The organism is Sulfitobacter sp. HI0040 (assembly GCF_001634885.1).
Taxonomy (GTDB): domain Bacteria; phylum Pseudomonadota; class Alphaproteobacteria; order Rhodobacterales; family Rhodobacteraceae; genus Sulfitobacter.
In genome coordinates this window covers 1-21,937 of the sequence record NZ_LWEX01000289.1, presented here as the reverse complement: position 1 = coordinate 21,937, position 21,937 = coordinate 1, and the positions used below count along the sequence as shown (strand labels likewise).

Genomic DNA, 21,937 nt, shown 5'->3' with positions numbered 1-21,937 from the left:
CGAAGACCCTTGCCATCAGTGCCCGATTGGGGCCTTTTGCGCGCGAATATGCAAAGGAGTTTAAGATGCGGGCGATGCGGGTCACGGGCTATGGCGAACCACTTGCAATGCAGAGCCTCGAACTGCCGGTGCCAAAGGCGGGCGAGGTGCTGGTGCAGGTCGAAACCTGCGGACTGAACTTTGGGGACCTTCTGCTGATCAAGGGCACCTATCAGGAAAAGCCCGCGCTGCCCTTCACCCTCGGGATGGAATTGGCCGGTACGGTGACCGCGCTGGGCGATGGTGTGACGGGGCTCGAGGTGGGGCAGCGGGTCGCGGCCTATTCCGGGTTCGACGGTCTGGCGGAATATGCGGCCCTGCCTGCCGAAATCTGCGTGCCGATCCCCGACAGCATGTCGATGACCGATGCGGCGGCCTTTCTGGTGGCCTATGGCACCAGTCACGTCGCGCTCGATTACAAGGCGCATCTGAAACCGGGGGAGCGGCTGCTGGTGCTGGGCGCCTCCGGCGGTGTGGGCCTGACGGCGGTGGAACTGGGCAAGGTTATGGGGGCCGAAGTGGTCGCCGTGGCCCGAGGCGCCGAAAAGCTTGAGGTTTGCCGCGCGGCAGGGGCCGATCATCTGCTGGATTCCGAAACCGGCGATATCCGCGAATTCGTCAAATCGCTCGGCGGGGCCGATGTGGTCTACGACCCGGTGGGCGGTGATCAGTTCAAGGCCGCCCTGCGCGCCTGCAACCCAGAAGCGCGGTTGATCCCGCTTGGATTTGCCAGCGGTGACGTGCCGCAGGTGCCCGCCAACATTCTGCTGGTCAAGAACCTGACGGTGCTGGGGCTTTACTGGGGCGGGTATGCCCGCCTGCGGCCCTCCGTCCTGACGGACAGTTTCACGCAGCTGTTCCAATGGTACGACGAAGGCCGCCTGAAACCCCATGTCAGCAACGTGCTGCCGCTGGAGCAGGCAAACGAGGCGCTGGACCTGTTGCGCCGTCGCGAAGCCACCGGAAAGGTCGTGATCGAGGTTTCCGCCTGACGTACCTGCTCCGGGGTCAATGCGGTATCGTATCGGTGTGGGTGACGTAGCGCGCCTTCTGCCGTTCGCGCAGGAACACGAACAGCCCCGAGCCGAGGATCAGCGCGATGCCCACCCAGACTTCCCAATCGGGGATGTCGCCGAAGACCGCGAAGCCCCAGAATACCGCCAGCGGTAATCCGACGTATTCGAAGGGCGCGACGGTGGCCGCATCGCCGATCCGGTAGGCTTGGCTGAGGCAATAGCCCACGATCGCCGAATTCGCCCCCAGCGCAACGAAGACCCAACCGTCCCCCGGGGCGGGCCAGACCCATGCCCGCAACAGGAACTCCAGCGAGGCGGAGCCGCTTTCGGGGGCAAAGCGCCCGTCGCCCGCCACCACGTAGAACAGGATCGAAACGACGATGAAGGCGAGCTGGATATAGACCGACAGCGCCGATGCCTTTGACGCCACCCCCAGCTTGCGCGTCATCAACTGGTTGAGCGCATAGGTCAGCGCGGCCACCACCGGCAGAAGCAGCACGATGCGGGGCGCTTCCAGCGCTTCGCTCCCCGCCCAGGGGCGCTGCATGATGAGAACCCCCATAAACCCCACCGCCACGGCGGTGAGGCGAACCGCGCCCACCTTTTCCCCGAGGATCGGGATCGACAGCAGCGTGATGAAAAGCGGCGCCGCGAAGAAAAGCGCCGTGGCATCCGCCAGCGGCAGGGCGGCGAGCGCGAGAAAGAAGGTCATGTTCGCGATGACGACCAGCAGACCGCGCAGCGCATGCAGCATCGGCCGCCGCGTCTTGAGGATGCGGAGGCCGCCCTCCATCTGCACGATAACCAGCGTCAGCAGGATGCCGATGCCAGAGCGCGCGAAGACGATCTGGTGCAGCGGGTAGCCGCCTGAAAGCTGCTTGATCAGAAGGTCATTGACGGAGATTGCGAGGATGCCCAGCAGAATGAAGAGGATCGCACGCCCCGAACGGGGATCGGAAGAGGAGGTCATGCCGCCAGACCTACCACCGGTGCCGGGGCTGTCCATCGCTTTGTCGTTGGAAGCTCCCCGGCGATTACGCTAGGTTGGCCCCAACCCGAACGGAGGAACCCCCCATGCAGATGTCCGATACCCGCCAGATCGCAGCCAGCCCCGCAGAGGTCTATGCCGCTTTGCTGGACCCTGGCATGCTGCAGAAATGCGTCCCGGGCGCAAAGGACGTGAGCGGTTCGGTCGAAGAAGGCTATGACGCCACCGTAGTGCAGAAGGTCGGGCCGGTGAAGGCGACCTTCAAGGGCCATGTGACCCTTTCCGATCTCGTTCAGGACGAGGCGCTGAAAATCACCGGCGAGGGCAAGGGAGGGGCCGCGGGCTTTGCCAAGGGCAGTGCGGAGGTGAGGCTGACCGAAAAGGATGGCGGTACGGAGCTGAGCTACGAGGTCGACGCCAAGGTCGGCGGCAAGCTGGCGCAGCTTGGCAGCCGCATCATCGACGGTTTCGCCAAGAAGATGGCCGATCAGTTCTTCGACAATCTGCAGACATCCCTCGAAGGCGGTACAGAGACCGCCGAGGGGGAGCCCCCCACAGAAAAGCTGGACGACGAGAAAAAGCGGCGCTGGTTCGGCAAGAAGGACAGCTGACGTCGAGGCAACTGCCTGTTCCTGTCGCGCCATCGCGTGTAGCTTCCGCTCAATTCAACGGAGACGGCCATGCCCCCCATTCTGGACATCCGCGGCCTGCGGAAATCATACGACGATGGGTTCGAGGCCCTGAAAGGCGTCGACCTGCAGATCGAACGGGGCGAAATCCTCGCGCTGCTGGGGCCGAACGGGGCGGGCAAGACCACGCTGATCTCTACCATATGTGGCATCACCATGCCCTCGGCCGGGACTGTGACGGCGGAAGGCCATGATACTGTGGCGGACTACCGCGCGGCGCGGTCGCTCATCGGGCTCGTCCCGCAGGAAATCAACCTCGAACCTTTCGAGAAGGTGATCAAGACGGTCCAGTTCTCGCGCGGGCTGTTCGGCAAACCCGCCGATCCCGCCCATATCGAGAAGGTGCTGCGGCAACTATCGCTCTGGGACAAGAAGGACAGTCAGATCCGGGCACTGTCGGGCGGCATGAAGCGCCGCGTGCTCATCGCCAAGGCGCTGGCCCATGAACCGCGTATCCTGTTTCTGGATGAACCCACGGCGGGCGTGGACGTCGAACTGCGCAAGGACATGTGGGAGATCGTCGCAGGGCTGAAGGCGGACGGCGTGACCATCATCCTGACCACCCATTATATCGAAGAAGCCGAGGCCATCGCCGACCGCATCGGCGTCATTGCAAAGGGCGAACTGCTGCTGGTGGAGGAGAAATCCGCGCTCATGGCGCGCATGGGGCAAAAGCAGCTCGAAGTGCAGCTGACCGAGCCTTTGGACGCTATCCCGGAGGCTTTGCAATCGGACAAGCTGAGCCTGTCGCCGGACGGCAGCGCGTTGATCTACACCTACGACACCCGCGGCGAGCGGACCGGGATCACGCAGCTTCTGTCCAAGGTCGCTGCCGAAGGGCTCGTTCTGCGTGACGTGGTGACCCGCCAGAGCAGTCTGGAAGACATCTTCGTCGGGCTTGTTCACGAGGATGCAGCATGAACTGGACTGCCGTCAAATCCATCTACATTTTTGAGATGACGCGCTTTTTCCGCACCATCGCGCAGAGCATCATCTCTCCGGTGTTGTCCACGTCGCTCTACTTCGTGGTGTTCGGCGCCGCCATCGGCAGCCGCATCGACGAGGTCGAAGGCGTCAGCTACGGGGCTTTCATCGTGCCGGGGCTGATCATGCTGTCGGTCATCACGCAGAGCATCTCCAACGCGTCCTTCGGCATCTACTTTCCGAAATTCATCGGTACGATTTTCGAGCTGCTTTCCGCGCCGATCAACTTTCTGGAGATCGTGCTGGGCTATGTCGGCGCCGCCGCGACGAAGGCGCTTTTCATCGGGACGATCATCCTGATCACCGCCTTCTTCTTCGTGGACATCTCCATCGCCCATCCCGTGGCAATGGTGGCCTTTCTGATCCTCACCTGCATCAGCTTCGCGCTCATGGGGTTCATCATCGGAATCTGGGCGGGCAACTTCGAGCAATTGCAGCTTGTTCCGCTGTTGATCGTCACGCCGCTCGTGTTTCTCGGCGGGTCGTTCTACTCCATCTCCATGCTGCCGCCGGTCTGGCAGGTGATCTCAATGTTCAACCCGGTGGTTTATCTGATCTCGGGCTTCCGCTGGGCATTCTTCGACACCGCCGATGTCCCGATCCTGACCAGCCTTCTGGCCATCGGTGCCTTCACGGCGATCTGCCTCGGTCTCATCTGGTGGATTTTCAAGACGGGCTGGCGCATCCGCGAATGAGCTTTGGTCTGTCGCCTTGTTTGGCCGTAGGGGGCGCTCTATGTGGGGGAGTATGAGAAAATGGCTCCCCTTCATTAAATCTGGCCCGACCGTCGCCATCATCCGCATGGCCGGCACGATCAGCGCGCAACCGCGCGCGGCCCTGAACGACGGCACACTCGGCCCGGTAATCGAAAAGGCGTTCCGCCGTGGCAAGCCCGACGCCATCGCATTGGAGATCAACTCCCCCGGCGGCAGCCCGGTGCAATCCTCGCTCATCGGGGCGCGTATCCGGCGGCTCGCGGATGAAAAGAAGATTCCCGTCTTTGCCTTCGTGGAGGACGTGGCCGCCTCGGGGGGCTATTGGCTGGCGGCGGCGGCGGATGAAATACACGCGGATGCCTCTTCGGTTGTCGGCTCCATCGGGGTCATTTCATCGTCTTTCGGCCTGCATCAGTTCATCAATGAGCACGGGATCGAACGTCGCGTCCATACGGCGGGCGAGTCGAAATCCATGCTCGACCCGTTCCGCCCCGAGGCGCCGGAGGATGTGGAGCGGCTGAACCGGCTCCTCGAAGACATTCACGGCAACTTCATCGATCATGTGAAGACCCGCCGGGGCGACAAGCTGGACGGTTCGGTCAAGCTGTTCACCGGTGAAGTCTGGCTTGGTCGGCGCGCGCTTGAACTTGGGCTGATCGACGGGATCGGGCACTTGCGCACCACCATGAAACAACGGTTCGGCGACAAGACGACGTTTCGCCGCTATGGCGTCAAGCGCCCGCTGCTGTCACGATTTGGCGCTCAGGTGCTGAGCGACGCGGTTCAGGGCATCGAGGAACGGGCAGCCTATGCCCGGTTCGGTCTCTGACGCATGATTCTCAAGATCGTACTTCTCTTCCTTGTGGGCATGGGTTTGCTCGCCTGGTTCGGAAAAATGCATTGGCTGGGCAGTAATCGCCTGCGCCAGACGAAATGCCCTGACTGCGGGCGATATCGCATCGGCAAAGGACCCTGCCGCTGCAAGGGAGTCCGTTAAATGTTGATGCCATGGTTGTTGTCTGGGCTGGGTCTCGCGATCCTGCTGCTTGCCGGGGATGCGCTGGTGAAAGGTGCGGTAAACCTCAGCCTGCGGCTAGGGGTGCCAGCCCTCATCGTCAGCCTGACCATCGTGGCCTTCGGTACCTCGGCGCCGGAACTGCTGATTTCCATCAAGGCGGTGCTGGATGGCGCGCCGGGTATCGCGCTGGGCAATGTCGTCGGATCGAACACGGCCAACATCCTTATGGTGCTGGGCATTCCGGCCTTGCTGGCGACCATGCACACCTCCGAATGTGATACGCGCAAGACCTACAACTTCATGCTGGCGGCATCCGTCCTGTTCATCGCGTTGGCGTTTCGTGGCGTCTTTGACTGGATCGCGGGCCTCGTGCTGCTGGCGGGTCTTGCCTTCGTGCTGTCGGATGCCTTTCGCGACGCCAAGAACCACCGCCGCGCCAATGGCGAGGTGACCGCCGAGCCGACGGAAGAGATCGAAGGCCTCGACCCCGACATGCCGGGCTGGCGCATCGCCGTTTACCTTGTTCTGGGTCTCATCGGTCTGCCAATGGGCGCCGGGCTGCTGGTGGACAATGCGACGATCATCGCGACCGCCTACGGGGTAAGCGATACGGTCATCGGGCTGACGTTGGTAGCAATCGGCACTTCCCTGCCGGAGCTTGCCACCACGGTCATGGCCGCGCTGCGCCGTCAGGCGGATGTGGCCCTGGGCAACGTCATCGGCTCCAACATGTTCAATCTGCTGGCCATCATCGGTATCGCCAGCCTTGTCGGACCCATCGACGTGGACCCCGAGTTCCTGACGTTCGACCTCTGGGTCATGCTGGGCGCCTCGCTGTTGCTGCTGCCCTTTGTTTATTTCCGTATGGATATCACGAGGATCTGGGGGGTCGTGCTCGCCGGGCTGTACGGCGCCTATATGTTCCTCATTCTGGCATGAGGATTCTATGACGCGTGCGTTGATCACCGGGGCAGGGCAGCGATTGGGGCGCGCGATGGCGCTCTATCTGGGGGCGCGGGGCTACGACGTGGCCGTGCACTATGCAACCTCCGCGGAAGGTGCGGAAGAAGTCGTGCAGGCGATACGAGGCAATGGAGGCCGAGCAGAGGCGCTGCAAGCCGACCTGCTTGACGCAGACGCGACGGACGGATTGCTGCCCCGCGCGGCGGAGGCATTGGGCGGACCGGTGACTTGCCTGATCAACAACGCCTCCATCTTCGAATACGACACCATCGCGACCGCGACCCTCGACAGTTGGGACAGGCATATGACCAGCAATCTACGCGCCCCGCTGATGTTGATACAGGCGATGGCCGCCCAGGGGTTGGAGCCGGAGCGGGATTCGCAAGGTGAACCGCTGGCGACCGGGCTCGTGGTCAACATGGTGGACCAGCGTGTTCGCAAGCTGACACCGGAGTTCACCACCTATACGCTGGCCAAAGCCGGCCTCTGGACGCTGACCCAGACGGCGGCCCGCGCACTGGCCCCCGCGATCCGCGTGAACGCGATCGGACCCGGCCCCACGCTAAAAGGCGCGCGCCAATCCGAAGATCATTTCTGCGCGCAACGCAGCAATACGATTCTGGAGCGCGGATCGAACGAATCGGACATCACGGCGGCGCTGGGATACTTTCTGGATGCCCCGGCGGTCACCGGGCAACTGCTCTGCGTGGACGGGGGCCAGCATCTCGCATGGCGAACGCCGGATATACAGGGGGTTGAATGAACTCCTGTGCAATCCCAGTTGTGCACCGCGTTCATAGACGTAACGAAAGTGTTACGAAAACTCTAATACTTTCATACACTTGACGCTATGCGAATGAATTGCACAACGAAATCAGTGCGTTATATAAGTGCCTAAAAATTAGGCAATGCGGTGAAGGGCGTTGAAAACAACGAGATATCGCGATCCCCTCAAACTTATCGTCAGAGTTATCCACAGAAGCCGTGGACATGTTGAGGCTTGCCGCCGAACGCGGGACATTGCAGGCGAAGCGATAGAATCAGGGGGCGCATCATGAACAAGACGACCGAATCGCCCAAGCTTGGTCACGAGGTCATTCAGGGCTACCTGAAGACGATCGATTCCTCGCCTGGCGTGTATCGCATGCTCGATTCCGAAAGTCGGGTTCTCTACGTCGGCAAGGCCCGGAACCTGCGTGCCCGGGTCAGCAGCTATGCCCGGCCCACCGGTCATACCCCCCGGATCGCCCGGATGATCGCCAATACCGCGTCGATGATGTTCCTGACTACCCGGACGGAAACCGAAGCGCTGTTGCTGGAACAGAACCTCATCAAGCAGTTGAAGCCCAAGTTCAACGTGCTGCTGCGCGACGACAAGAGCTTCCCGAACATTCTCGTTACCGCGGATCACGACTTTGCCCAGATCAAGAAGCACCGGGGCGCAAAGAAGGAGAGGGGGGCCTATTACGGGCCTTTCGCCTCTGCCGGGGCGGTGAACCGCACGCTGAATCAGCTTCAGCGGGTGTTTCTGCTGCGCGACTGTTCGAACGCCATGTTCGACAGCCGCACACGGCCCTGCCTGCAGCATCAGATCAAGCGTTGCTCGGCGCCTTGTGTCGGCAAGATCAGCAAGGAAGACTACGCCCGCACGGTACGCGACGCCGAAAGGTTCCTTTCGGGCAAGACGACCGACATTCAGGCGCGGCTGGCGGCCGATATGGCCAAGGCCTCCGAAGAGATGGAGTTCGAACGCGCCGCCGCCCTGCGCGACCGGATCAAGGCGCTGACACAGGTGCAGACCGCGCAGGGCATCAACCCCAAAGGCGTGCGCGAGGCCGATATCATTGCCCTGCACCTCGATGGCGGGCAGGCCTGTGTGCAGGTCTTTTTCATCCGCGCAAACCAGAACTGGGGCAATCGCGATTACTACCCCCGGGTCGGCCCGGACGTTGAGGAAGCCGAAGTACTGGAGGCGTTCATCGGCCAATTCTACGACACCCGCGAACCGCCCCGCCAGTTGATGCTGAGCCACGAGATCGAGAACCCCGACCTGATGGCCGAGGCGCTGACTGGCAAGCTCGGGCGCAAGGTCGAACTGCTGGTGCCGCAAAGGGGCGAGAAGGCAGAACTCGTCGAAGGCGCGTTGCGCAATGCGCGGGAATCGCTGGCCCGTAAGCTGGCAGAAACGGCGACCCAGTCAAAGTTGCTGAACGGGCTGGCAGAGGCCTTCGGCCTCGACGGTCCGCCGCAGCGGATCGAGGTCTACGACAACTCGCATATTCAGGGCACCAACGCCGTGGGCGCGATGATCGTCGCGGGGGCGGATGGCTTCATGAAGAACCAATACCGCAAGTTCAATATCCGTGGTGAAAGCCTGACCCCCGGCGACGACTTCGGCATGATGAAAGAAGTGCTCACCCGGCGGTTCAAACGGCTTTTGAAGGAGGATCCGGACCGGTCGCGCGGGCTGTGGCCGGATCTGCTGCTCATCGATGGGGGCGCGGGGCAGGTCAGCGCCGTGGCCGGCATCATGCGCGAACACGGGGTGGAGGATATCCCCATGGTGGGCGTCGCCAAGGGGATCGACAGGGACGCCGGCAAGGAGGAGTTCCACCGCGTCGGTGAACGGCCCATGGCGCTGCGGCACAATGACCCGGTGCTCTACTTCGTGCAGCGCCTGCGGGACGAGGCGCATCGGTTCGCCATCGGAACGCACCGTGCCAAACGCGCGAAGGCGGTGGGCGCCACGCCGCTGGACGAGATCGCCGGCGTGGGGGCGGCGCGCAAGCGGGCGCTGCTGGCGCATTTCGGTTCGGCCAAGGCGGTGTCCCGCGCCAACCTGAACGATCTCAAGGCGGTGGAGGGCGTGTCGGACGCGCTGGCCGAAACCATCTATGCCCATTTCCACGAAAAGGGGTGACAGCCGCCGCCGGACCGAAGGGACTTTCCGCCCCCTCGGGCTCCCTCGAAAGTATTTTCGATCATGAGAAGGGGCTGCGTTTGGCCCTTTAGGACCGGCAGCCTGCGTTGTAGGGTGGCGCCATGAAGTGGAACCTACCCAATGTCCTGACGCTGCTGCGTCTTCTCGCGGCCCCCGGCGTGGCGGTGATGTTCCTGTATTTCACACGGCCCTACGCCGACTGGTTCGCGCTGCTCCTGTTCGTCATCGCATCGGTGACCGACTGGTTCGACGGCTATCTTGCCCGCGCCTGGAAACAGGAGACGAAGTTGGGCACCATGCTGGACCCCATCGCCGACAAGGCGATGGTGGTGATCGCGCTGATGGTCATCATCGGTTTTTCAAGCTGGTCGCCCTGGCTGGTGCTGCCCGCCACCGTGATCCTGTTCCGGGAGGTCTTTGTATCGGGCCTGCGGGAGTTTCTGGGCGATGTCGCGGGCACGCTCAAGGTCACGAAGCTGGCCAAATGGAAGACCACCCTGCAGATGATTGCCATCGCGGTGCTCTTCGGGCAGGGGGTTTTCGAACATTACCTCGGCATGAGCGTTTTCGGCATGGATCAGGAACTGGTCCAGCAGATCCTGATGGGTGAGGTGGAGGACGTGCTGGGCCTGCGGTGGAAGTTGGCGGGCATGGAATGGTCCGGTATCATCGGGCTGGCGCTGCTCTGGATCGCGGCGACGCTGACGGCGATCACCGGTATCGACTATCTGATGAAAGCCATGCCTTTCCTGAGAGAGGAAAAATGATGGATGTCTTGTATTTCGCATGGGTGCGCGAACGGATCGGCCTGCCGCGCGAAAAGGTGCAGACCGAAGCCGCGACGGTGACGGACCTTGTGGAGGAACTGATCGCGCGCGAACCGCGCTATGCGGCGGCCTTTGCCGATCTGTCTGCTCTGCGCGTCGCGGTGGACCAGCAGCTTGCCGATTTCGATGCCCCGTTGGCGGGGGTGCGCGAAGTGGCGTTCTTTCCGCCCATGACGGGGGGCTGAGATGCGGGTGAGCGTGGCGGAAGCCCCTTTCGATGTGGGGCGTGAGGTCGCAGAATTCAGCGCCGGTTGCAGCGGCATGGGAGCGATCGTGAGCTTCACGGGTATCGTGCGTGACCTGCCGGAGGCCCCGCTGGAGGCGATGGAGATCGAGCATTATCCCGGCATGACTGAATCCGCGCTGGAGGATATGGCGCGCCGCGCGATCGAGCGTTTCTCACTCGGCGATGCGCTGATCATCCACCGGCATGGCAGGCTGGCCCCCGGCGAGACGATCATGATGGTGGCCACCGCGGCGCCCCACCGCAAGGACGCTTTCGACGCCGCGGAATTCCTGATGGATTTCCTCAAATCCCGGGCACCCTTCTGGAAGCGGGAGATCACCGCCGGGGGGGCGGATTGGGTCGCGGCAAAGGATGAAGACGAAGACGCGCTCGCCCGCTGGTAGGCGGGGGTGGCTCAGCTGGCGCGCTGGGCTGCAAGATGGGCGCGCATTTCCTCGGCCTCGTGCCGGGCATCGCGCAGCCCGTCCATCGCGGCGCGCAACTCCGCTTCGGTCTGGGCCAACTGGTTCGTCAGCTCGGCCTCGCGCTGCTGCAGATAGGTGATCGCCTGATCGCGCGTCTCCTCGGCCTCGTGCAATTCCTGGCTCATCCGGTCCAGTTGCGCCACATCGTCGGCGGCGACCCGGGTGAAACGGTGCAGCAGCCAGTTGGCGAACCATCCGAGGCAGAATGCCACGAACAGAATGATCGCCGTCGCGATGACAAACTCAGTTCTGCTCATTCCCGTCCGTGCCTTCCTGATCATCCGTATCCGCTGTATCGCCCGTTTCGGCCACGGATTCCAGCGTTGTTTGCTCAGGCAGATCGACGGTATCGGGCCGGATCAGGCGGAATTCGATGCGGCGGTTCGCTTCGCGGCCCTCTTCGGTCTTGTTGTCGGCGATGGGGTCCTCCTCACCATAGCCGCGGGCGGTGAACGAACTGGTCAGCACGCGGCGCGCGCGCAATTCGTTCAACACGGATTCGGCACGCGACTGGCTGAGCGCGAGGTTCATCTCCTCCCGGCCCTGGCTGTCGGTGTAGCCCTGGATTTCAAGCTGCAGGGTGCCGCAGCGCTTCAGGATTTCCGCGATGTCGTCCATCGTGCCGAGTGCCGAGGCATCGATGGTGGCGCTGCCCGGCTCGAAGTTGATCTTGCCCACGCGCAGAACCTCGCCGATTTCGGCTTCGCATTCGTCGGGGGTGGGCAGACCGGCGACCGGGTCCAGCTTTTCCTGATAGGAAACCGCGATATCGTATTCCGCCCCTTCACCCAGCTTTCCGCCCAGCAGCGCCGCGATCTTGGTGCTGGCGTCCGGGTTGCCGGTGTTGCCGGAGATGGACAGCATCTCGGGCGTGATGCGCACGGCCCCGTTGGACAGTTCGGCCAGTGCTTCCAGCCCTGTCAGCACGCGGTTGCCCCAATCGCCCGGCAGGCCGGGAACGATGCGCGTCGCGGTATAGACGCTTTCCGAACCGAAGCGCGCCCGCGCGTAGCTGTCCGCCAGTTCCCGCAGCCCCTCGTCACTGACGCGCCCGCGTAGCTGGACCTGACCTTCGGGGCTGAGCGTGGCGGTGAATTCGATGGGTCCGGTATTGGGGTCAACCGTTTCGGGCAGTTTTGCATGCAGCGCGAAAAGATCGGGCAGCGCGGTTTCAAGCTCTCCCACCACTCGATCGAAAAGCGCGGGCTCGGTGCCCTCTGCCGCCACCAGCGTCACATCCGCGTCCGACAGGCTGACGGAACCTTCGCCCAGTTCGGCCAGCGCAGAGATGGAGGCCGCGACTGCCTCGGCCCAGTTGGGGCTGGGCACACCCAGACCCAGCGTACAGCGGGGGCTGTCACTTGCGCCGGCCTTGGCGGCGGCTTCGAGGATGCGGGCGCGGCTGGTTTCGGTATCAGCTGAACAGGCATCGAAACGCGCGCCCTCTTCGTCGATCTCGAAGCGCAGGGTGAAGGGCGTGATGACCGGCCGTGGCGCCGCGATATCGAGCGTGACACGCAGCCCCGGCGGGGAGGCCTTGCGCAGCCGGTCCTCCATCTTTGCCTTGGCGGCGGGGCTGTCGGAAATGGCGGTGATGGACACCAGGCCCGCATCTACCGACGCCTTGGCGCGCGGCAGCATTTCCATCGCGGTGATGGCAAAGGCCAGCGCATCTTCCCACCCGCGGGGGGCAGGGTAGTCAGCCGCTTCGAGCAGGTCGGCGACGTTGTCTTCCCCCGCCATGGCCGAGAACCGGTCGATGACCGCTTCGCGGTCGGTTGTCACGGGGATGAGCCCGATGATGGAAATGCCGGAATCGTTGCGCAGGATTTCGGCCGAAAACCGGGGCGGCGCGATGCTGGCCTGTGCCTTCACCTCCATCTCGTCGATCACACGTGCCGCGTCGACGACCGACCCGGCGGTGGAGAGCGCCCTGAAACGGATCGCCTCGGTCGGGGCTGTACCGGCCAGCGTCACCTGCAGGCCGTTGGCTTGTACCTCGGCCCATGTCATGCCGCTGTCGTCCAGCGCGGTGCGCACGCCGATTTCGGAGTTTTCCTCGATCAGCTTTACCGAAAAATTGGCAGCGACGAGTGCCATGATCGCCGCGGCGGTAAAGGTCAGGGCGATGGTCAGGAGGGCAGATAGGCGCATGCGTTCATTTCTGGTGCCGTTTACGTGGTTGCTAGATACGCGCGCAGGCCCTGCGGCGCAATCATGCCAGCAGGCTGGCGGCGAAAAACAGCAGGGGGATCAGGCCCGTGTCGCGGTTCGCCCGGAAGAGCTGCAACAGCTTGGCGTTGTCTTCGGTATCAAGCCCGCGCAGCTGCCACGCCATATGCCACCCCATGGCCCATGGCCCCCCAAGCGCGATGACGAGCGCCAGAACCGAGGCCTGCGGCAACGCCGCGTATATCACCGCGATTCCCATCAACCCGACCGTGGCCATCAGGAAGCGGCGCAGCCATTTGGAGGTCTCACTGCCAAAGAGCCGCGCGGTCGATTTGACGCCGATCAGCGCGTCATCCTCGGTATCCTGATGGGCGTAGATCGTGTCGTAGAACAGCGTCCATGCGATGCCGGAAAAATAGAGCACGATGGCCGCGGGGTGCAGCGCCCCGGTATGTGCCGTCCAAGCCAGTAGCGCACCCCAGTTGAAAGCGAGGCCAAGGAAGACCTGCGGCCACCAGGTGAAACGCTTTGCGAAAGGGTAGATCGCGACAGGCAACAGGGCCAGAACGCCCAGAGCAATGGCCGCCCGGTTGAAAGTGAGCAGGATCAGAAGGGAAATCAGCGCCTGAACCACCATCCACAGCAGGGCACCTTTCACGCTGACCTGCCCCGAGGGGATGGGCCGCGAACGGGTGCGCGCCACCTGTCCGTCGATGTGCCGGTCGGTGATGTCGTTCCACGTGCAGCCCGCCCCCCGCATCAGAAAGGCACCCAGCCCGCAGCCCGCAAAGATCCACAGATCGAAAAGGCGCGGCTGCTGATCGAAGAGTATGGCCAGCGTCAGGCCCCACCAACAGGGCAGCAGCAACAGCCACGTCCCGATCGGGCGGTCCGCGCGACTGAGGCGCAGATAGGGGCGTGCCGCGGCGGGGGCGTACCGGTCCACCCAATTGTCCGCCGGAGCATCGGCGACGCGCTGCGCGTCCGGTGCATCTGGCGAAGGCGGTCGGTCTTGCATATATCTCTGCCCATGACTGCGAAGATCAGGCTGTATGTAGATCACCCGCTGGGGGTGGGGCAATCGGTTCCTTTGGACCGGGGGCAGGCCCATTACCTCTTCGGGGTCATGCGGCAATCTGCGGGCGACGAGGTGTTGCTCTTCAACGGGCGTGACGGGGAATGGCGCGCCCGTGTCGCCGAAGCGGGCAAACGCGCGGGCGTGCTGACCTGTGAGGAAACCACCCGGCCCCAGGCGATGCCCCCCGACCTCTGGCTGCTTTTCGCACCGATCAAGAAAGCGCGCACCGATTTCATCGTCGAAAAGGCGGCAGAAATGGGTGCCGCGCGTATTCTGCCCGTGATGACGGAGTTTACCAACTCTGGCCGTGTGCAGCGTGACCGGTTGCAGACCCATGCTGTCGAGGCGGCGGAGCAATGCGGCGGGCTCTACGTGCCCGAAGTTGCGGAGGCCGTTCGGCTGGACCGGCTGCTCGCTGACTGGGACCCGGCCCGGCGCATCCTTTTCTGCGACGAGACGCTTGCAGGCGAAGCGGCGAAAGGGCTGCCCAACCTTTCGCCGGGGGACGCACCCTGGGCCGTGCTGATCGGCCCCGAAGGCGGCTTTTCAGAAGCGGAGCGTCAGAGGTTGCGGGGCCTCGAACACGCCTATCCCGTCGCATTGGGTCCGCGCATACTGCGCGCGGATACCGCCGCGGTCGCGGCGCTTACCTTCTGGCAACAGCGGTACGGGGATTGGTGATGCAATTCGACAATAATGGTTGGCCCGGCGCGGCCCTTTCCCACCTCGTTTGGCGGGGGCGGGACCGGTGAGTTTTCTGCGCCCCCAAGCGAAAGCCGCGATCTGGCGCTGGCGCGAGGTTCTGGTGGGGCTGGCCGCGATGGTCTTTGGCGTCTGGCTCGTGGCAGGCCCCGGGTTGCTGCTGGCGATACCGGGCTATGCGGCGATCATCGCCGGGGGCGGCCTGATCTGGCTCGGCTATCAGCGTGGACGGTTCCGTGGCCCTGACGGCGGGACCGGCGCGGTACAGGTCGACGAAGGGCAGATCACCTATTTCGGTCCCCTTACCGGGGGCAGTGTCGCATTGCGCGACATGGACCGGCTCAGCCTCGAACGACAGATGTTTCCGGCGCACTGGCGGCTCGATCAGTCGGGCCAGCCGCCGCTTTTCATTCCGGTGAACGCCGAAGGGTCGGAAGCACTCTTCGATGCCTTTGCGGTTCTTCCCGGCATCCGCACCGAACGCATGTTGTTCGAATTACGCAAGACGCGGCATGATCCGGTGCTGATCTGGGAACGCCCGCCCGAACGACCGGCTCACATGCTCCTGCATTGACACCCCCGTCGATTGCCTACATCCAAGCAGGGTCCTCTATCCTACTGTCGGAGCAAAAAAGATGTCCATTCCCCAGTCCGGCGGCGGGCCGATCGAAGATCGCGCCCAATTGGCACAATACCTTGCAGACGGCTGCAAGCCGCGCGCGGATTGGCGGATCGGGACGGAGCATGAGAAGTTCGGCTATTGCAAGGATACCCATGAACCCCTTCCCTATGAGGGTGAGCGTTCCATCCGCGCCATGCTGGAAGGTCTGCGCGACGGCCACGGCTGGGCACCGGTGGAAGAAGGCGGCAAACTGATCGGGCTTGAAAAGGACGGGGCCAACATCAGTCTGGAGCCGGGCGGCCAGCTGGAGCTTTCGGGCGCGCCCGTGGAAAACATCCATGAAACCTGTGACGAGGTGAACGCCCACCTGAGGGAGGTCAAGGACGTGGCCGACCGCATCGGCGCAGGCTTCATCGGGCTGGGTGCTGCCCCGGTCTGGACGCATGAGCAGATGGACCTGATGCCCAAGGGCCGTTACAAGCTGATGAACGACTACATGACCAAGGTCGGCACCATGGGCCGGGTCATGATGCGGCGGACCTGCACGGTTCAGGTCAACCTCGATTTCGAATCCGAAGCCGACATGGTCAAGAAGTTGCGCGTGGCACTCGCATTGCAGCCGGTGGCCACGGCGCTCTTTGCCAATTCACCGTTCTTCGAAGGCAAGCCCAACGGTCACAAATCGTGGCGCAGCCGGGTGTGGCGCGACCTCGACCCGGCGCGCACGGGGATGCTGCCTTGGGTCTTCGAAGAGGGCATGGGGTTTGAGCGCTGGGTGGAATATGCGCTCGATGTGCCGATGTATTTCGTCTACCGCGACGGGGAATACATCGATGCGCTGGGCCAGTCCTTCCGCGATTTCCTGAAAGGCGAACTGCCCGCGCTGCCGGGGGAGATCCCGACCCTGAGCGACTGGGCGGATCACCTGACGACCGCTTTTCCCGAAGCACGGGTCAAGAAATTCATCGAGATGCGGGGCGCGGATGGCGGCCCGTGGCGGCGGCTCTGCGCGCTGCCCGCGTTCTGGGTGGGGCTGATGTATGACCAGACCGCGCTCGACGGTGCATGGGATCTCGTCAAGGGATGGGATGCGGAAACCCGTGAGGGGCTGCGAGTCGCGGCCTCTGTCGACGGGCTACAGGCAGAGGCGGGCGGCGTGCGGATGCACGACATTGCCCGCGAAGCCCTGGCGCTTTCGGAGGCCGGTCTCAAGGCTCGTGCCCGGCCCGGTGCCGGCGGGCTGATCCCGGATGAGACGCATTTCCTCAATGCGCTTAAGGAAAGCGTGGAAACGGGCAAGGTGCCCGCCGACCACCTGCTGGAGGATTACCACGGCAAGTGGGACGGCGACCTCAGCCGTATCTACGCCGATTATTCCTATTGATCGGCCCCCGACCGGCGTGCTTCAGGCAGGCGGGTCGGGCCGGTAGTTCCGCAGGAAGGCAAGCACCTTTTCGGCGGGCATTTCGCAGGGAAAGAGGCGCGGCCCTTTTGCCAGATCATAGTAGTTCATGCTGATGTAATCGGCACCGCCGCGTTCCTCGGCCACCAGCTTCACCGCGCGGCCCCCCGCGTGATGGCTCACGACAACATCGTAGCGGCGGCCCTGCGTCGATCCTGTGGATCCGCCCGTCGGAAGCGCCCGCAGCAGGGCAGGCACATCCGGTGGCGGGGTCACTTTTTCTGGCCGATCTTCGGTTCGGTCCCGGCGCGGATCCGCGTGATGTTCGCCCGGTGGCGCGCGAAGATGATCAACGTCAGCGCAATCCCCAGCAGCAGCCCCTGCGCATAGCCCATGACCACCAGCAGAAAGGTGGAAATCGCCGCGGCAAACAGCGCCCCCATGGAGGACATGCGCGTGACCAGTGCGGCCACCAGCCACGCCACGCAAGCCGCCAGACCGATGGGCCACGACAGGGCCAGAAGGATACCGAGGAAGGTGGCCACGCCCTTGCCCCCGCGAAAGCCGCTCCAGACCGGAAAGCAATGGCCGATCATGGCAAAGAGCGCCGCGATCTGCGCGCCGTCCTCCCCGGCGAAGAGCCGCGCCAGAAGGACGACCACCGCCCCCTTGGCGGCGTCCAGCAGAAGGGTCAGGGCCGCCGCCTTCCGGTTGCCGGTCCGCAGCACATTCGTGGCCCCGACGTTGCCTGAGCCGATCTGGCGCAGATCGCCGAGATTCATGATCTTGGCGATGAACAGGCCAAAGACGATGGAGCCGATGAGGTAGCCCGCCACCGCCCAGAAGATGAGAACGGGAATGGAATTGTCGATGATGGGCATCAGGGGGCCTCGTATATCTGTGAACCGGCGACGTAGGTGGCGCGCACCCTGCCTTGCATGCGCATCCCGTCGAATGGGGTGTTGAGCGATTTGGACCGCAGCGTTGCACGGTCCAGAACGAAGGGTGCATTCATGTCGAAGAGCACCAGATCGGCGGGCGCACCCGCCGAAAGGCGCCCACCCGGCAGGCCCAAACGGCGCGCGGGGTTCAACGACAGCGCGCGCCAGAGCACGGCGAGCGGCACCGCATCGGCATGGACCAGCCGTAGGGCAGCAGGCAGCAGCGTTTCCAGCCCGACCGCGCCCGATGCCGCCTCCTCGAAGGGGAGGCGCTTTGATTCCTCGTCCTGCGGCGTGTGCATGGAACAGACGATATCGATAAGGCCCGAGGCAACCGCTTCGACCACGGCAAGCCTGTCGTCCTCGTCCCGCAGGGGGGGCTTCAGTTTGAAGAAGGTCCGGTAATCGGCCACGTCCAGTGCATTGAGCGTCAGGTGATGAACACCGACTCCCGCGGTGATGTCGAGCCCGTTGCGCTTGGCCCGTTCCAGCGCAGGCAGCGCGCGTGCGGTCGTGATCTGGTCCGCGTGGTAGCGGGCGCCGGTCATTTCGATCAGGGCGATATCCCGGTCGAGCCCCATGCGCTCCGCCATCGGGGATACGGCGGGCAGCCCCCTGAGAGAGGCGAACTTGCCCGAGGTCGCCGCCGCCCCCCGGCTCAGCCCCGGTTCCTGCGGGTGGGCCACGATCAGCGCGCCGAGACTGCCGGCATAGGTCATCGCCCGCGAAAACACCCGGGTGTCCGCGATCACCCGGTCGCAATCGGTGAAGGCCACCGCGCCCGCGTCCATGAGAAAACCGATCTCTGTCATCTCACGGCCCGCGCGCGCCTTGGTCAGGGCCGCCATGGGCACGACGTTGACGGGGCTCGCCTCTTTCGCGCGGCGCGTGACGAATTCGAGCGTTTCGGGGTTATCGATCGGCGGGTCGGTATCGGGCCGGGTGACCATCGTGGTCACGCCCCCCGCAGCGGCGGCCAGACCGGCGGAGCGGTAGCTTTCCTTGTGCCGCTCACCCGGTTCGCAGACCTTTACCCCCAGATCGACGATGCCGGGCGCAAGATGCAGCCCCCCGCAATCCACGACCCTCGCGCTCGCTGCGTCAGCGCCCGCGGGGTCTTCCATCACGGCGGCGATACGACCGTCTTCCACCAGCAGCGATCCCGGAAATTCCAGTCCCCGCTCCGGATCGATCAGGCGGGCGTTCGTCAGCAGCGTGGCGGTCAAGGCGCATCCCCGTTTTGGTTCGTCCTCCGCTTTAGCGGCGAAACCCGGTTTAGAAAAGGCGGGACTGTCGGGAGGTGGCGCACCGGCTCAGCTCGCCGACGGTGCAGGAGGCGGGCTGTCAGGCAGCAATGCCGCGATCTGCGCGGCGGTCTCCCTCGGGTGCGGCAGATACCGCATTGCAACCCGGGTGCCATCCGCCAGAAAGAGGATCACCCGGGTGCCGAACCGGACCCGGACGCGCCTGATATCGGTGAGGGAGATCATCCCCATCCCCTCGGGGCCTTCGTGCAGCAGGCGCCCTTCCGAAAGGGACCATCTATCGAGCCGCGCGTTGCGCCAGCCCTGATAATCCTCCACCGCGAAACCGATCGTCAGAATGGCGGAGGTGGGAAAGACCCAAAGGATACCGGCCTCGAACCACAGGCTGACAAGCAAACCGAGCACGGCAAGCCCGGCAAAGGTAAGGGTCGTGGAAATCGCGATGCGTCGCAGAAAGGCCTGACGAGAAGGTGCCCAGCTGAACTCGGCCTCCATGATCAGGCGAGCCAGACCATAAGCCCCACAACCCCGAAGGCGACCAACAGGGCAACTATGGCAACGCGGCCGGACATCTTGGGATCGGGCTTGGGTTCCTTCATGGCCCTTGATTACCCCATAGGTTCCTGTCGCGCCAGCCCGTCAGGCCATCGCCCAAAGCAATGCGAGTCCGATCAGGATCACGATCGCGATCGTGACCAGCGTCATGGAAGCGCCCCGGCCCTCGGGCGGGACGACCGGCGCGCCGGTGGGAATGCCGGTATAGGGGGCAGCCGCATCGCTGGTCAGCGGGATTGCCGTCATGTCGGGCTGTGCCTCGCCATAGGTGCCGATCAGCGTGAGGTCGGATGAGGGCTCCAGCCGCTCCTCCTCCCCGTCGAAGGCGGAAGAGAACAGCAAAAGCACATAACCGTCGAGCGCCGAAAGCCGCCCGTGATCCTTGAGGATCTGCGTTTCGGGAATGGCGTACCCATCGCTGAGGTAGGACGGCAGCCCCACGCCGGTCAGGTCCGATACCGGGAAAAGTTCCACATCCCGCTCCGTGACATCGCGATTGAGCAATGCGCCGGCAACCTCGACCTTCTCCTGCGTCTTGAGTAGGGTGGTCATCTCCGACATCGGGCGATTGACGGCAAAGACGCGTACAACGCCCGTTTCATTGCGCGGAATGTCGATCGGTCTCATGGGTCTGGCCTTTCCTGCTTCCCAAGACCAACGGGTCAACCCGCCATGTGTTCCCCCGGTTGCATCCGAATCGCCGATATATCTCAGGCCGAACGGGCCATTCGCAGGTTGCGTGCCAGTAAATCCATCGCCGCCATCCGCACCGCGACGCCCATTTCCACCTGATCCTGAATCACGCTTCGATTGATGTCGTCCGCCAGTGTCCCGTCGATCTCCACCCCGCGGTTCATCGGGCCGGGGTGCATCACGATGGCGTCGGGCTTGGCATGGGCAAGCTTTTCCGCGTCGAGACCGAAGCGATGGTAATATTCCCGCTCCGACGGGATGAAGCCGCCGTCCATGCGTTCTTTCTGAAGGCGCAGCATCATCACAACATCGACGTCGCGCAGGCCCTTTTCCATGTCATCGAAAACCTCGACCCCGAACTGGTCGATCTGCGAAGGCATCAGCGTGGGCGGCCCAACAAGCCGGATGCGGTTTTCCATCTTGCCCAGCAGCAGGATATTGGACCGGGCCACCCGGCTGTGGGCAATGTCCCCGCAGATGGCGATGCTCAGACGATGCAGCCGCCCCTTGGCGCGCCGGATCGTCAGCCCATCCAGCAGGGCCTGCGTGGGGTGTTCGTGCCGCCCGTCACCGGCGTTCAGCACGGCGCAGTTCACCTTCTGGGCCAGCAGATCGACCGCGCCGGATTGCGGATGCCGCACGACCAGCAGATCGGGATGCATCGCGTTCAGCGACATCGCCGTGTCGATCAGCGTCTCGCCTTTCTTAATGGAACTGGCCTGCATCGCCATGTTCATCACGTCCGCGCCCAGCCGTTTTCCCGCGATCTCGAAACTCGCCTGGGTGCGGGTCGAATTTTCGAAGAACATGTTGATCTGGGTCAGGCCGCGCAATGCATCCCCATGTTTTTGCGGCTGACGGTTCAGTTCCGCATAGGTATCGGCAAGATCGAGAATGGCGGTGATGTCGGCGGGCGACAGATGCTCGATGCCCAGAAGATGGCGATGGGGGAAGGTCATGGCGGGCCTTTCACGATGCCGCGCCCCTCAATGGCGCGCCTGTCACGATATCGGGTCCTTATAGGGGCCGGGGGCGGGCGGCGGCAAGACGCGGGTGTGCGGGGTATTCAGCTTGCCCGGCGCAGGGCGTAGTGTGCCCCCATGAAGATGGAATCGGCGGAACGATACGCAGCACTCGCGCTGCTGGAATGGCAGATCGAGCTCGGCGTGACCGAGGCGATTTGCGATACGCCCGTGGACCGATTTGCGCTGCCCGCCGCCATGGATGCGCCGGGGCTTGCACCTTCCGCCGCACATGCAGGGGCTGGGGGAGATGCCCAGAAACAACCCCTCGCTTCGCCGGTCGTGCAACGGTCGGCGCAGACCGATCCTGTTGCAGCGGCCGAACGCGCGGCGGCAGCGGCACAATCGCTCGATGACCTGCGCCAGACCATCGCGGATTTCCCCCATTGCGACCTGCGCCGCGGGGGGCGGAGCCTCGTTTTCGGCGACGGTATCGCGGGGGCACCGCTGATGGTGCTGGGCGAAGCTCCGGACAAGGAGGAGGACCGCACCGGCACCCCCTTTGCCGGGCAGGCCGGGGTGCTGCTCGATCGTATGCTGGCCGCGATCGGGCGCGGGCGCGCCGATGAAGAGGCGCCGGTATATCTGGCCAC

At 63.9% G+C, this 21,937-nt stretch carries 25 protein-coding genes; 15 read left to right on the top strand and 10 right to left on the bottom strand.

The window, feature by feature from the left end; translation table 11 throughout:
• Positions 1–65 precede the first annotated feature (65 nt).
• Positions 66–1,031 carry an NADPH:quinone oxidoreductase family protein gene (locus A3728_RS13930; RefSeq protein WP_067924857.1) on the top strand — a complete coding sequence of 322 codons (966 nt, stop codon included), beginning with the start codon at positions 66–68 and terminating at the stop codon, positions 1,029–1,031.
• Between the two features lie 16 nt (positions 1,032–1,047).
• Here the strand turns inward: A3728_RS13930 and A3728_RS13925 are convergent, their stop codons facing one another.
• The gene (locus tag A3728_RS13925) at positions 1,048–2,025 is read right to left on the bottom strand and encodes a DMT family transporter (RefSeq protein WP_067924854.1); all 978 of its coding nucleotides are present in this window, start codon (positions 2,023–2,025) and stop codon (positions 1,048–1,050) included.
• A gap of 104 nt (positions 2,026–2,129) precedes the next feature.
• Here A3728_RS13925 and A3728_RS13920 point away from each other — a divergent pair, with 104 nt between their 5' ends.
• The 10 genes from A3728_RS13920 to A3728_RS13875 all read left to right on the top strand — a co-directional run bounded on the left by A3728_RS13920 (position 2,130) and on the right by A3728_RS13875 (position 10,811).
• Positions 2,130–2,654, top strand: a complete 525-nt coding sequence (locus tag A3728_RS13920; protein ID WP_067924851.1) for a CoxG family protein — start codon at positions 2,130–2,132, stop codon at positions 2,652–2,654.
• Between the two features lie 69 nt (positions 2,655–2,723).
• Positions 2,724–3,653, top strand: a complete 930-nt coding sequence (locus A3728_RS13915) for an ABC transporter ATP-binding protein (RefSeq protein ID WP_067924848.1) — start codon at positions 2,724–2,726, stop codon at positions 3,651–3,653.
• Entirely contained in the window at positions 3,650–4,411 is a 762-nt protein-coding gene (locus A3728_RS13910; RefSeq protein WP_067924846.1) for an ABC transporter permease, read from the top strand. The genes A3728_RS13915 and A3728_RS13910 overlap by 4 nt, the downstream gene beginning before the upstream one ends.
• Before the next feature lie 52 nt (positions 4,412–4,463).
• Complete coding sequence (locus A3728_RS13905) at positions 4,464–5,261, top strand: S49 family peptidase (protein WP_067924843.1); 798 nt, start codon at positions 4,464–4,466, stop codon at positions 5,259–5,261.
• A gap of 168 nt (positions 5,262–5,429) precedes the next feature.
• Positions 5,430–6,389: a calcium/sodium antiporter gene (locus tag A3728_RS13900; protein ID WP_443069025.1), complete on the top strand. Its 960-nt coding sequence runs from the start codon at positions 5,430–5,432 to the stop codon at positions 6,387–6,389.
• 7 nt (positions 6,390–6,396) lie between these two features.
• Complete coding sequence (locus A3728_RS13895; RefSeq protein WP_067924839.1) at positions 6,397–7,176, top strand: SDR family oxidoreductase; 780 nt, start codon at positions 6,397–6,399, stop codon at positions 7,174–7,176.
• 291 nt (positions 7,177–7,467) lie between these two features.
• A complete protein-coding gene (gene uvrC / locus A3728_RS13890) occupies positions 7,468–9,333 on the top strand; it encodes an excinuclease ABC subunit UvrC (RefSeq protein WP_067924837.1) in 1,866 nt (621 codons plus the stop codon).
• 122 nt (positions 9,334–9,455) lie between these two features.
• Positions 9,456–10,121 carry a CDP-diacylglycerol--glycerol-3-phosphate 3-phosphatidyltransferase gene (gene pgsA, locus A3728_RS13885; protein WP_067924834.1) on the top strand — a complete coding sequence of 222 codons (666 nt, stop codon included), beginning with the start codon at positions 9,456–9,458 and terminating at the stop codon, positions 10,119–10,121.
• Positions 10,121–10,366, top strand: coding sequence for a molybdopterin converting factor subunit 1 (moaD, locus tag A3728_RS13880; RefSeq protein WP_067924823.1), 246 nt, complete (start codon positions 10,121–10,123; stop codon positions 10,364–10,366). Before pgsA ends, moaD begins: the two co-directional genes overlap by 1 nt.
• Before the next feature lies 1 nt (position 10,367).
• Positions 10,368–10,811, top strand: coding sequence for a molybdenum cofactor biosynthesis protein MoaE (locus tag A3728_RS13875; RefSeq protein ID WP_067924820.1), 444 nt, complete (start codon positions 10,368–10,370; stop codon positions 10,809–10,811).
• Positions 10,812–10,822: 11 nt separating this feature from the next.
• Here the strand turns inward: A3728_RS13875 and A3728_RS13870 are convergent, their stop codons facing one another.
• The 3 genes from A3728_RS13870 to ubiA form a co-directional block, all read right to left on the bottom strand.
• A complete protein-coding gene (locus A3728_RS13870) occupies positions 10,823–11,149 on the bottom strand; it encodes a hypothetical protein (RefSeq protein WP_067924814.1) in 327 nt (108 codons plus the stop codon).
• The gene (locus A3728_RS13865; protein WP_067924812.1) at positions 11,136–13,046 is read right to left on the bottom strand and encodes an OmpA family protein; all 1,911 of its coding nucleotides are present in this window, start codon (positions 13,044–13,046) and stop codon (positions 11,136–11,138) included. Before A3728_RS13865 ends, A3728_RS13870 begins: the two co-directional genes overlap by 14 nt.
• Before the next feature lie 61 nt (positions 13,047–13,107).
• A complete protein-coding gene (gene ubiA / locus A3728_RS13860; protein WP_067924809.1) occupies positions 13,108–14,082 on the bottom strand; it encodes a 4-hydroxybenzoate octaprenyltransferase in 975 nt (324 codons plus the stop codon).
• A gap of 12 nt (positions 14,083–14,094) precedes the next feature.
• Between ubiA and A3728_RS13855 the strand changes: the two genes are divergently transcribed.
• From A3728_RS13855 to A3728_RS13845, 3 genes are all read left to right on the top strand, one after another.
• Complete coding sequence (locus tag A3728_RS13855) at positions 14,095–14,823, top strand: 16S rRNA (uracil(1498)-N(3))-methyltransferase (protein WP_067924805.1); 729 nt, start codon at positions 14,095–14,097, stop codon at positions 14,821–14,823.
• A 67-nt stretch (positions 14,824–14,890) separates the two neighbouring features.
• Positions 14,891–15,418 carry a hypothetical protein gene (locus tag A3728_RS13850; protein WP_067924802.1) on the top strand — a complete coding sequence of 176 codons (528 nt, stop codon included), beginning with the start codon at positions 14,891–14,893 and terminating at the stop codon, positions 15,416–15,418.
• A 61-nt stretch (positions 15,419–15,479) separates the two neighbouring features.
• Positions 15,480–16,850 (top strand): glutamate--cysteine ligase, encoded by a 1,371-nt coding sequence (locus A3728_RS13845; protein ID WP_067924800.1) that lies wholly within the window; start codon positions 15,480–15,482, stop codon positions 16,848–16,850.
• A gap of 21 nt (positions 16,851–16,871) precedes the next feature.
• On the opposite strand, the gene A3728_RS13840 is transcribed toward A3728_RS13845, so the two are convergent.
• From A3728_RS13840 to A3728_RS13815, 6 genes are all read right to left on the bottom strand, one after another.
• Positions 16,872–17,144, bottom strand: coding sequence for a hypothetical protein (locus A3728_RS13840; RefSeq protein WP_201722110.1), 273 nt, complete (start codon positions 17,142–17,144; stop codon positions 16,872–16,874).
• Entirely contained in the window at positions 17,141–17,749 is a 609-nt protein-coding gene (gene plsY / locus A3728_RS13835; protein ID WP_067924798.1) for a glycerol-3-phosphate 1-O-acyltransferase PlsY, read from the bottom strand. The genes A3728_RS13840 and plsY overlap by 4 nt, the downstream gene beginning before the upstream one ends.
• Complete coding sequence (pyrC, locus tag A3728_RS13830) at positions 17,749–19,035, bottom strand: dihydroorotase (RefSeq protein WP_067924792.1); 1,287 nt, start codon at positions 19,033–19,035, stop codon at positions 17,749–17,751. Before pyrC ends, plsY begins: the two co-directional genes overlap by 1 nt.
• A gap of 87 nt (positions 19,036–19,122) precedes the next feature.
• On the bottom strand, positions 19,123–19,569 hold the full coding sequence (locus A3728_RS13825) for a hypothetical protein (RefSeq protein ID WP_067924791.1): 447 nt from the start codon (positions 19,567–19,569) through the stop codon (positions 19,123–19,125).
• 144 nt (positions 19,570–19,713) lie between these two features.
• A complete protein-coding gene (locus tag A3728_RS13820) occupies positions 19,714–20,256 on the bottom strand; it encodes a hypothetical protein (RefSeq protein ID WP_067924790.1) in 543 nt (180 codons plus the stop codon).
• Between the two features lie 83 nt (positions 20,257–20,339).
• Entirely contained in the window at positions 20,340–21,281 is a 942-nt protein-coding gene (locus tag A3728_RS13815) for an aspartate carbamoyltransferase catalytic subunit (RefSeq protein WP_067924788.1), read from the bottom strand.
• A gap of 141 nt (positions 21,282–21,422) precedes the next feature.
• On the opposite strand from A3728_RS13815, the gene A3728_RS13810 reads away from it, so the two are divergent.
• A partial coding sequence (locus A3728_RS13810; RefSeq protein ID WP_330220281.1) for a uracil-DNA glycosylase family protein occupies positions 21,423–21,937 on the top strand: 515 nt, incomplete at its 3' end.

Excerpts from the sequence above, each read along its gene's own strand:
- A3728_RS13930 (WP_067924857.1), top strand. The coding sequence starts at position 66 with ATGCGGGCGATGCGGGTCACGGGCTATGGCGAACCACTTGCAATGCAG.
- A3728_RS13925 (WP_067924854.1), bottom strand. The coding sequence starts at position 2,025 with ATGACCTCCTCTTCCGATCCCCGTTCGGGGCGTGCGATCCTCTTCATT.
- A3728_RS13920 (WP_067924851.1), top strand. The coding sequence starts at position 2,130 with ATGCAGATGTCCGATACCCGCCAGATCGCAGCCAGCCCCGCAGAGGTC.
- A3728_RS13915 (WP_067924848.1), top strand. The coding sequence starts at position 2,724 with ATGCCCCCCATTCTGGACATCCGCGGCCTGCGGAAATCATACGACGAT.
- A3728_RS13910 (WP_067924846.1), top strand. The coding sequence starts at position 3,650 with ATGAACTGGACTGCCGTCAAATCCATCTACATTTTTGAGATGACGCGC.
- A3728_RS13905 (WP_067924843.1), top strand. The coding sequence starts at position 4,464 with ATGAGAAAATGGCTCCCCTTCATTAAATCTGGCCCGACCGTCGCCATC.
- A3728_RS13900 (WP_443069025.1), top strand. The coding sequence starts at position 5,430 with ATGTTGATGCCATGGTTGTTGTCTGGGCTGGGTCTCGCGATCCTGCTG.
- A3728_RS13895 (WP_067924839.1), top strand. The coding sequence starts at position 6,397 with ATGACGCGTGCGTTGATCACCGGGGCAGGGCAGCGATTGGGGCGCGCG.
- uvrC (WP_067924837.1), top strand. The coding sequence starts at position 7,468 with ATGAACAAGACGACCGAATCGCCCAAGCTTGGTCACGAGGTCATTCAG.
- pgsA (WP_067924834.1), top strand. The coding sequence starts at position 9,456 with ATGAAGTGGAACCTACCCAATGTCCTGACGCTGCTGCGTCTTCTCGCG.
- moaD (WP_067924823.1), top strand. The coding sequence starts at position 10,121 with ATGGATGTCTTGTATTTCGCATGGGTGCGCGAACGGATCGGCCTGCCG.
- A3728_RS13875 (WP_067924820.1), top strand. The coding sequence starts at position 10,368 with ATGCGGGTGAGCGTGGCGGAAGCCCCTTTCGATGTGGGGCGTGAGGTC.
- A3728_RS13870 (WP_067924814.1), bottom strand. The coding sequence starts at position 11,149 with ATGAGCAGAACTGAGTTTGTCATCGCGACGGCGATCATTCTGTTCGTG.
- A3728_RS13865 (WP_067924812.1), bottom strand. The coding sequence starts at position 13,046 with ATGCGCCTATCTGCCCTCCTGACCATCGCCCTGACCTTTACCGCCGCG.
- ubiA (WP_067924809.1), bottom strand. The coding sequence starts at position 14,082 with ATGCAAGACCGACCGCCTTCGCCAGATGCACCGGACGCGCAGCGCGTC.
- A3728_RS13855 (WP_067924805.1), top strand. The coding sequence starts at position 14,095 with ATGACTGCGAAGATCAGGCTGTATGTAGATCACCCGCTGGGGGTGGGG.
- A3728_RS13845 (WP_067924800.1), top strand. The coding sequence starts at position 15,480 with ATGTCCATTCCCCAGTCCGGCGGCGGGCCGATCGAAGATCGCGCCCAA.
- plsY (WP_067924798.1), bottom strand. The coding sequence starts at position 17,749 with ATGCCCATCATCGACAATTCCATTCCCGTTCTCATCTTCTGGGCGGTG.
- A3728_RS13825 (WP_067924791.1), bottom strand. The coding sequence starts at position 19,569 with ATGGAGGCCGAGTTCAGCTGGGCACCTTCTCGTCAGGCCTTTCTGCGA.
- A3728_RS13820 (WP_067924790.1), bottom strand. The coding sequence starts at position 20,256 with ATGAGACCGATCGACATTCCGCGCAATGAAACGGGCGTTGTACGCGTC.
- A3728_RS13815 (WP_067924788.1), bottom strand. The coding sequence starts at position 21,281 with ATGACCTTCCCCCATCGCCATCTTCTGGGCATCGAGCATCTGTCGCCC.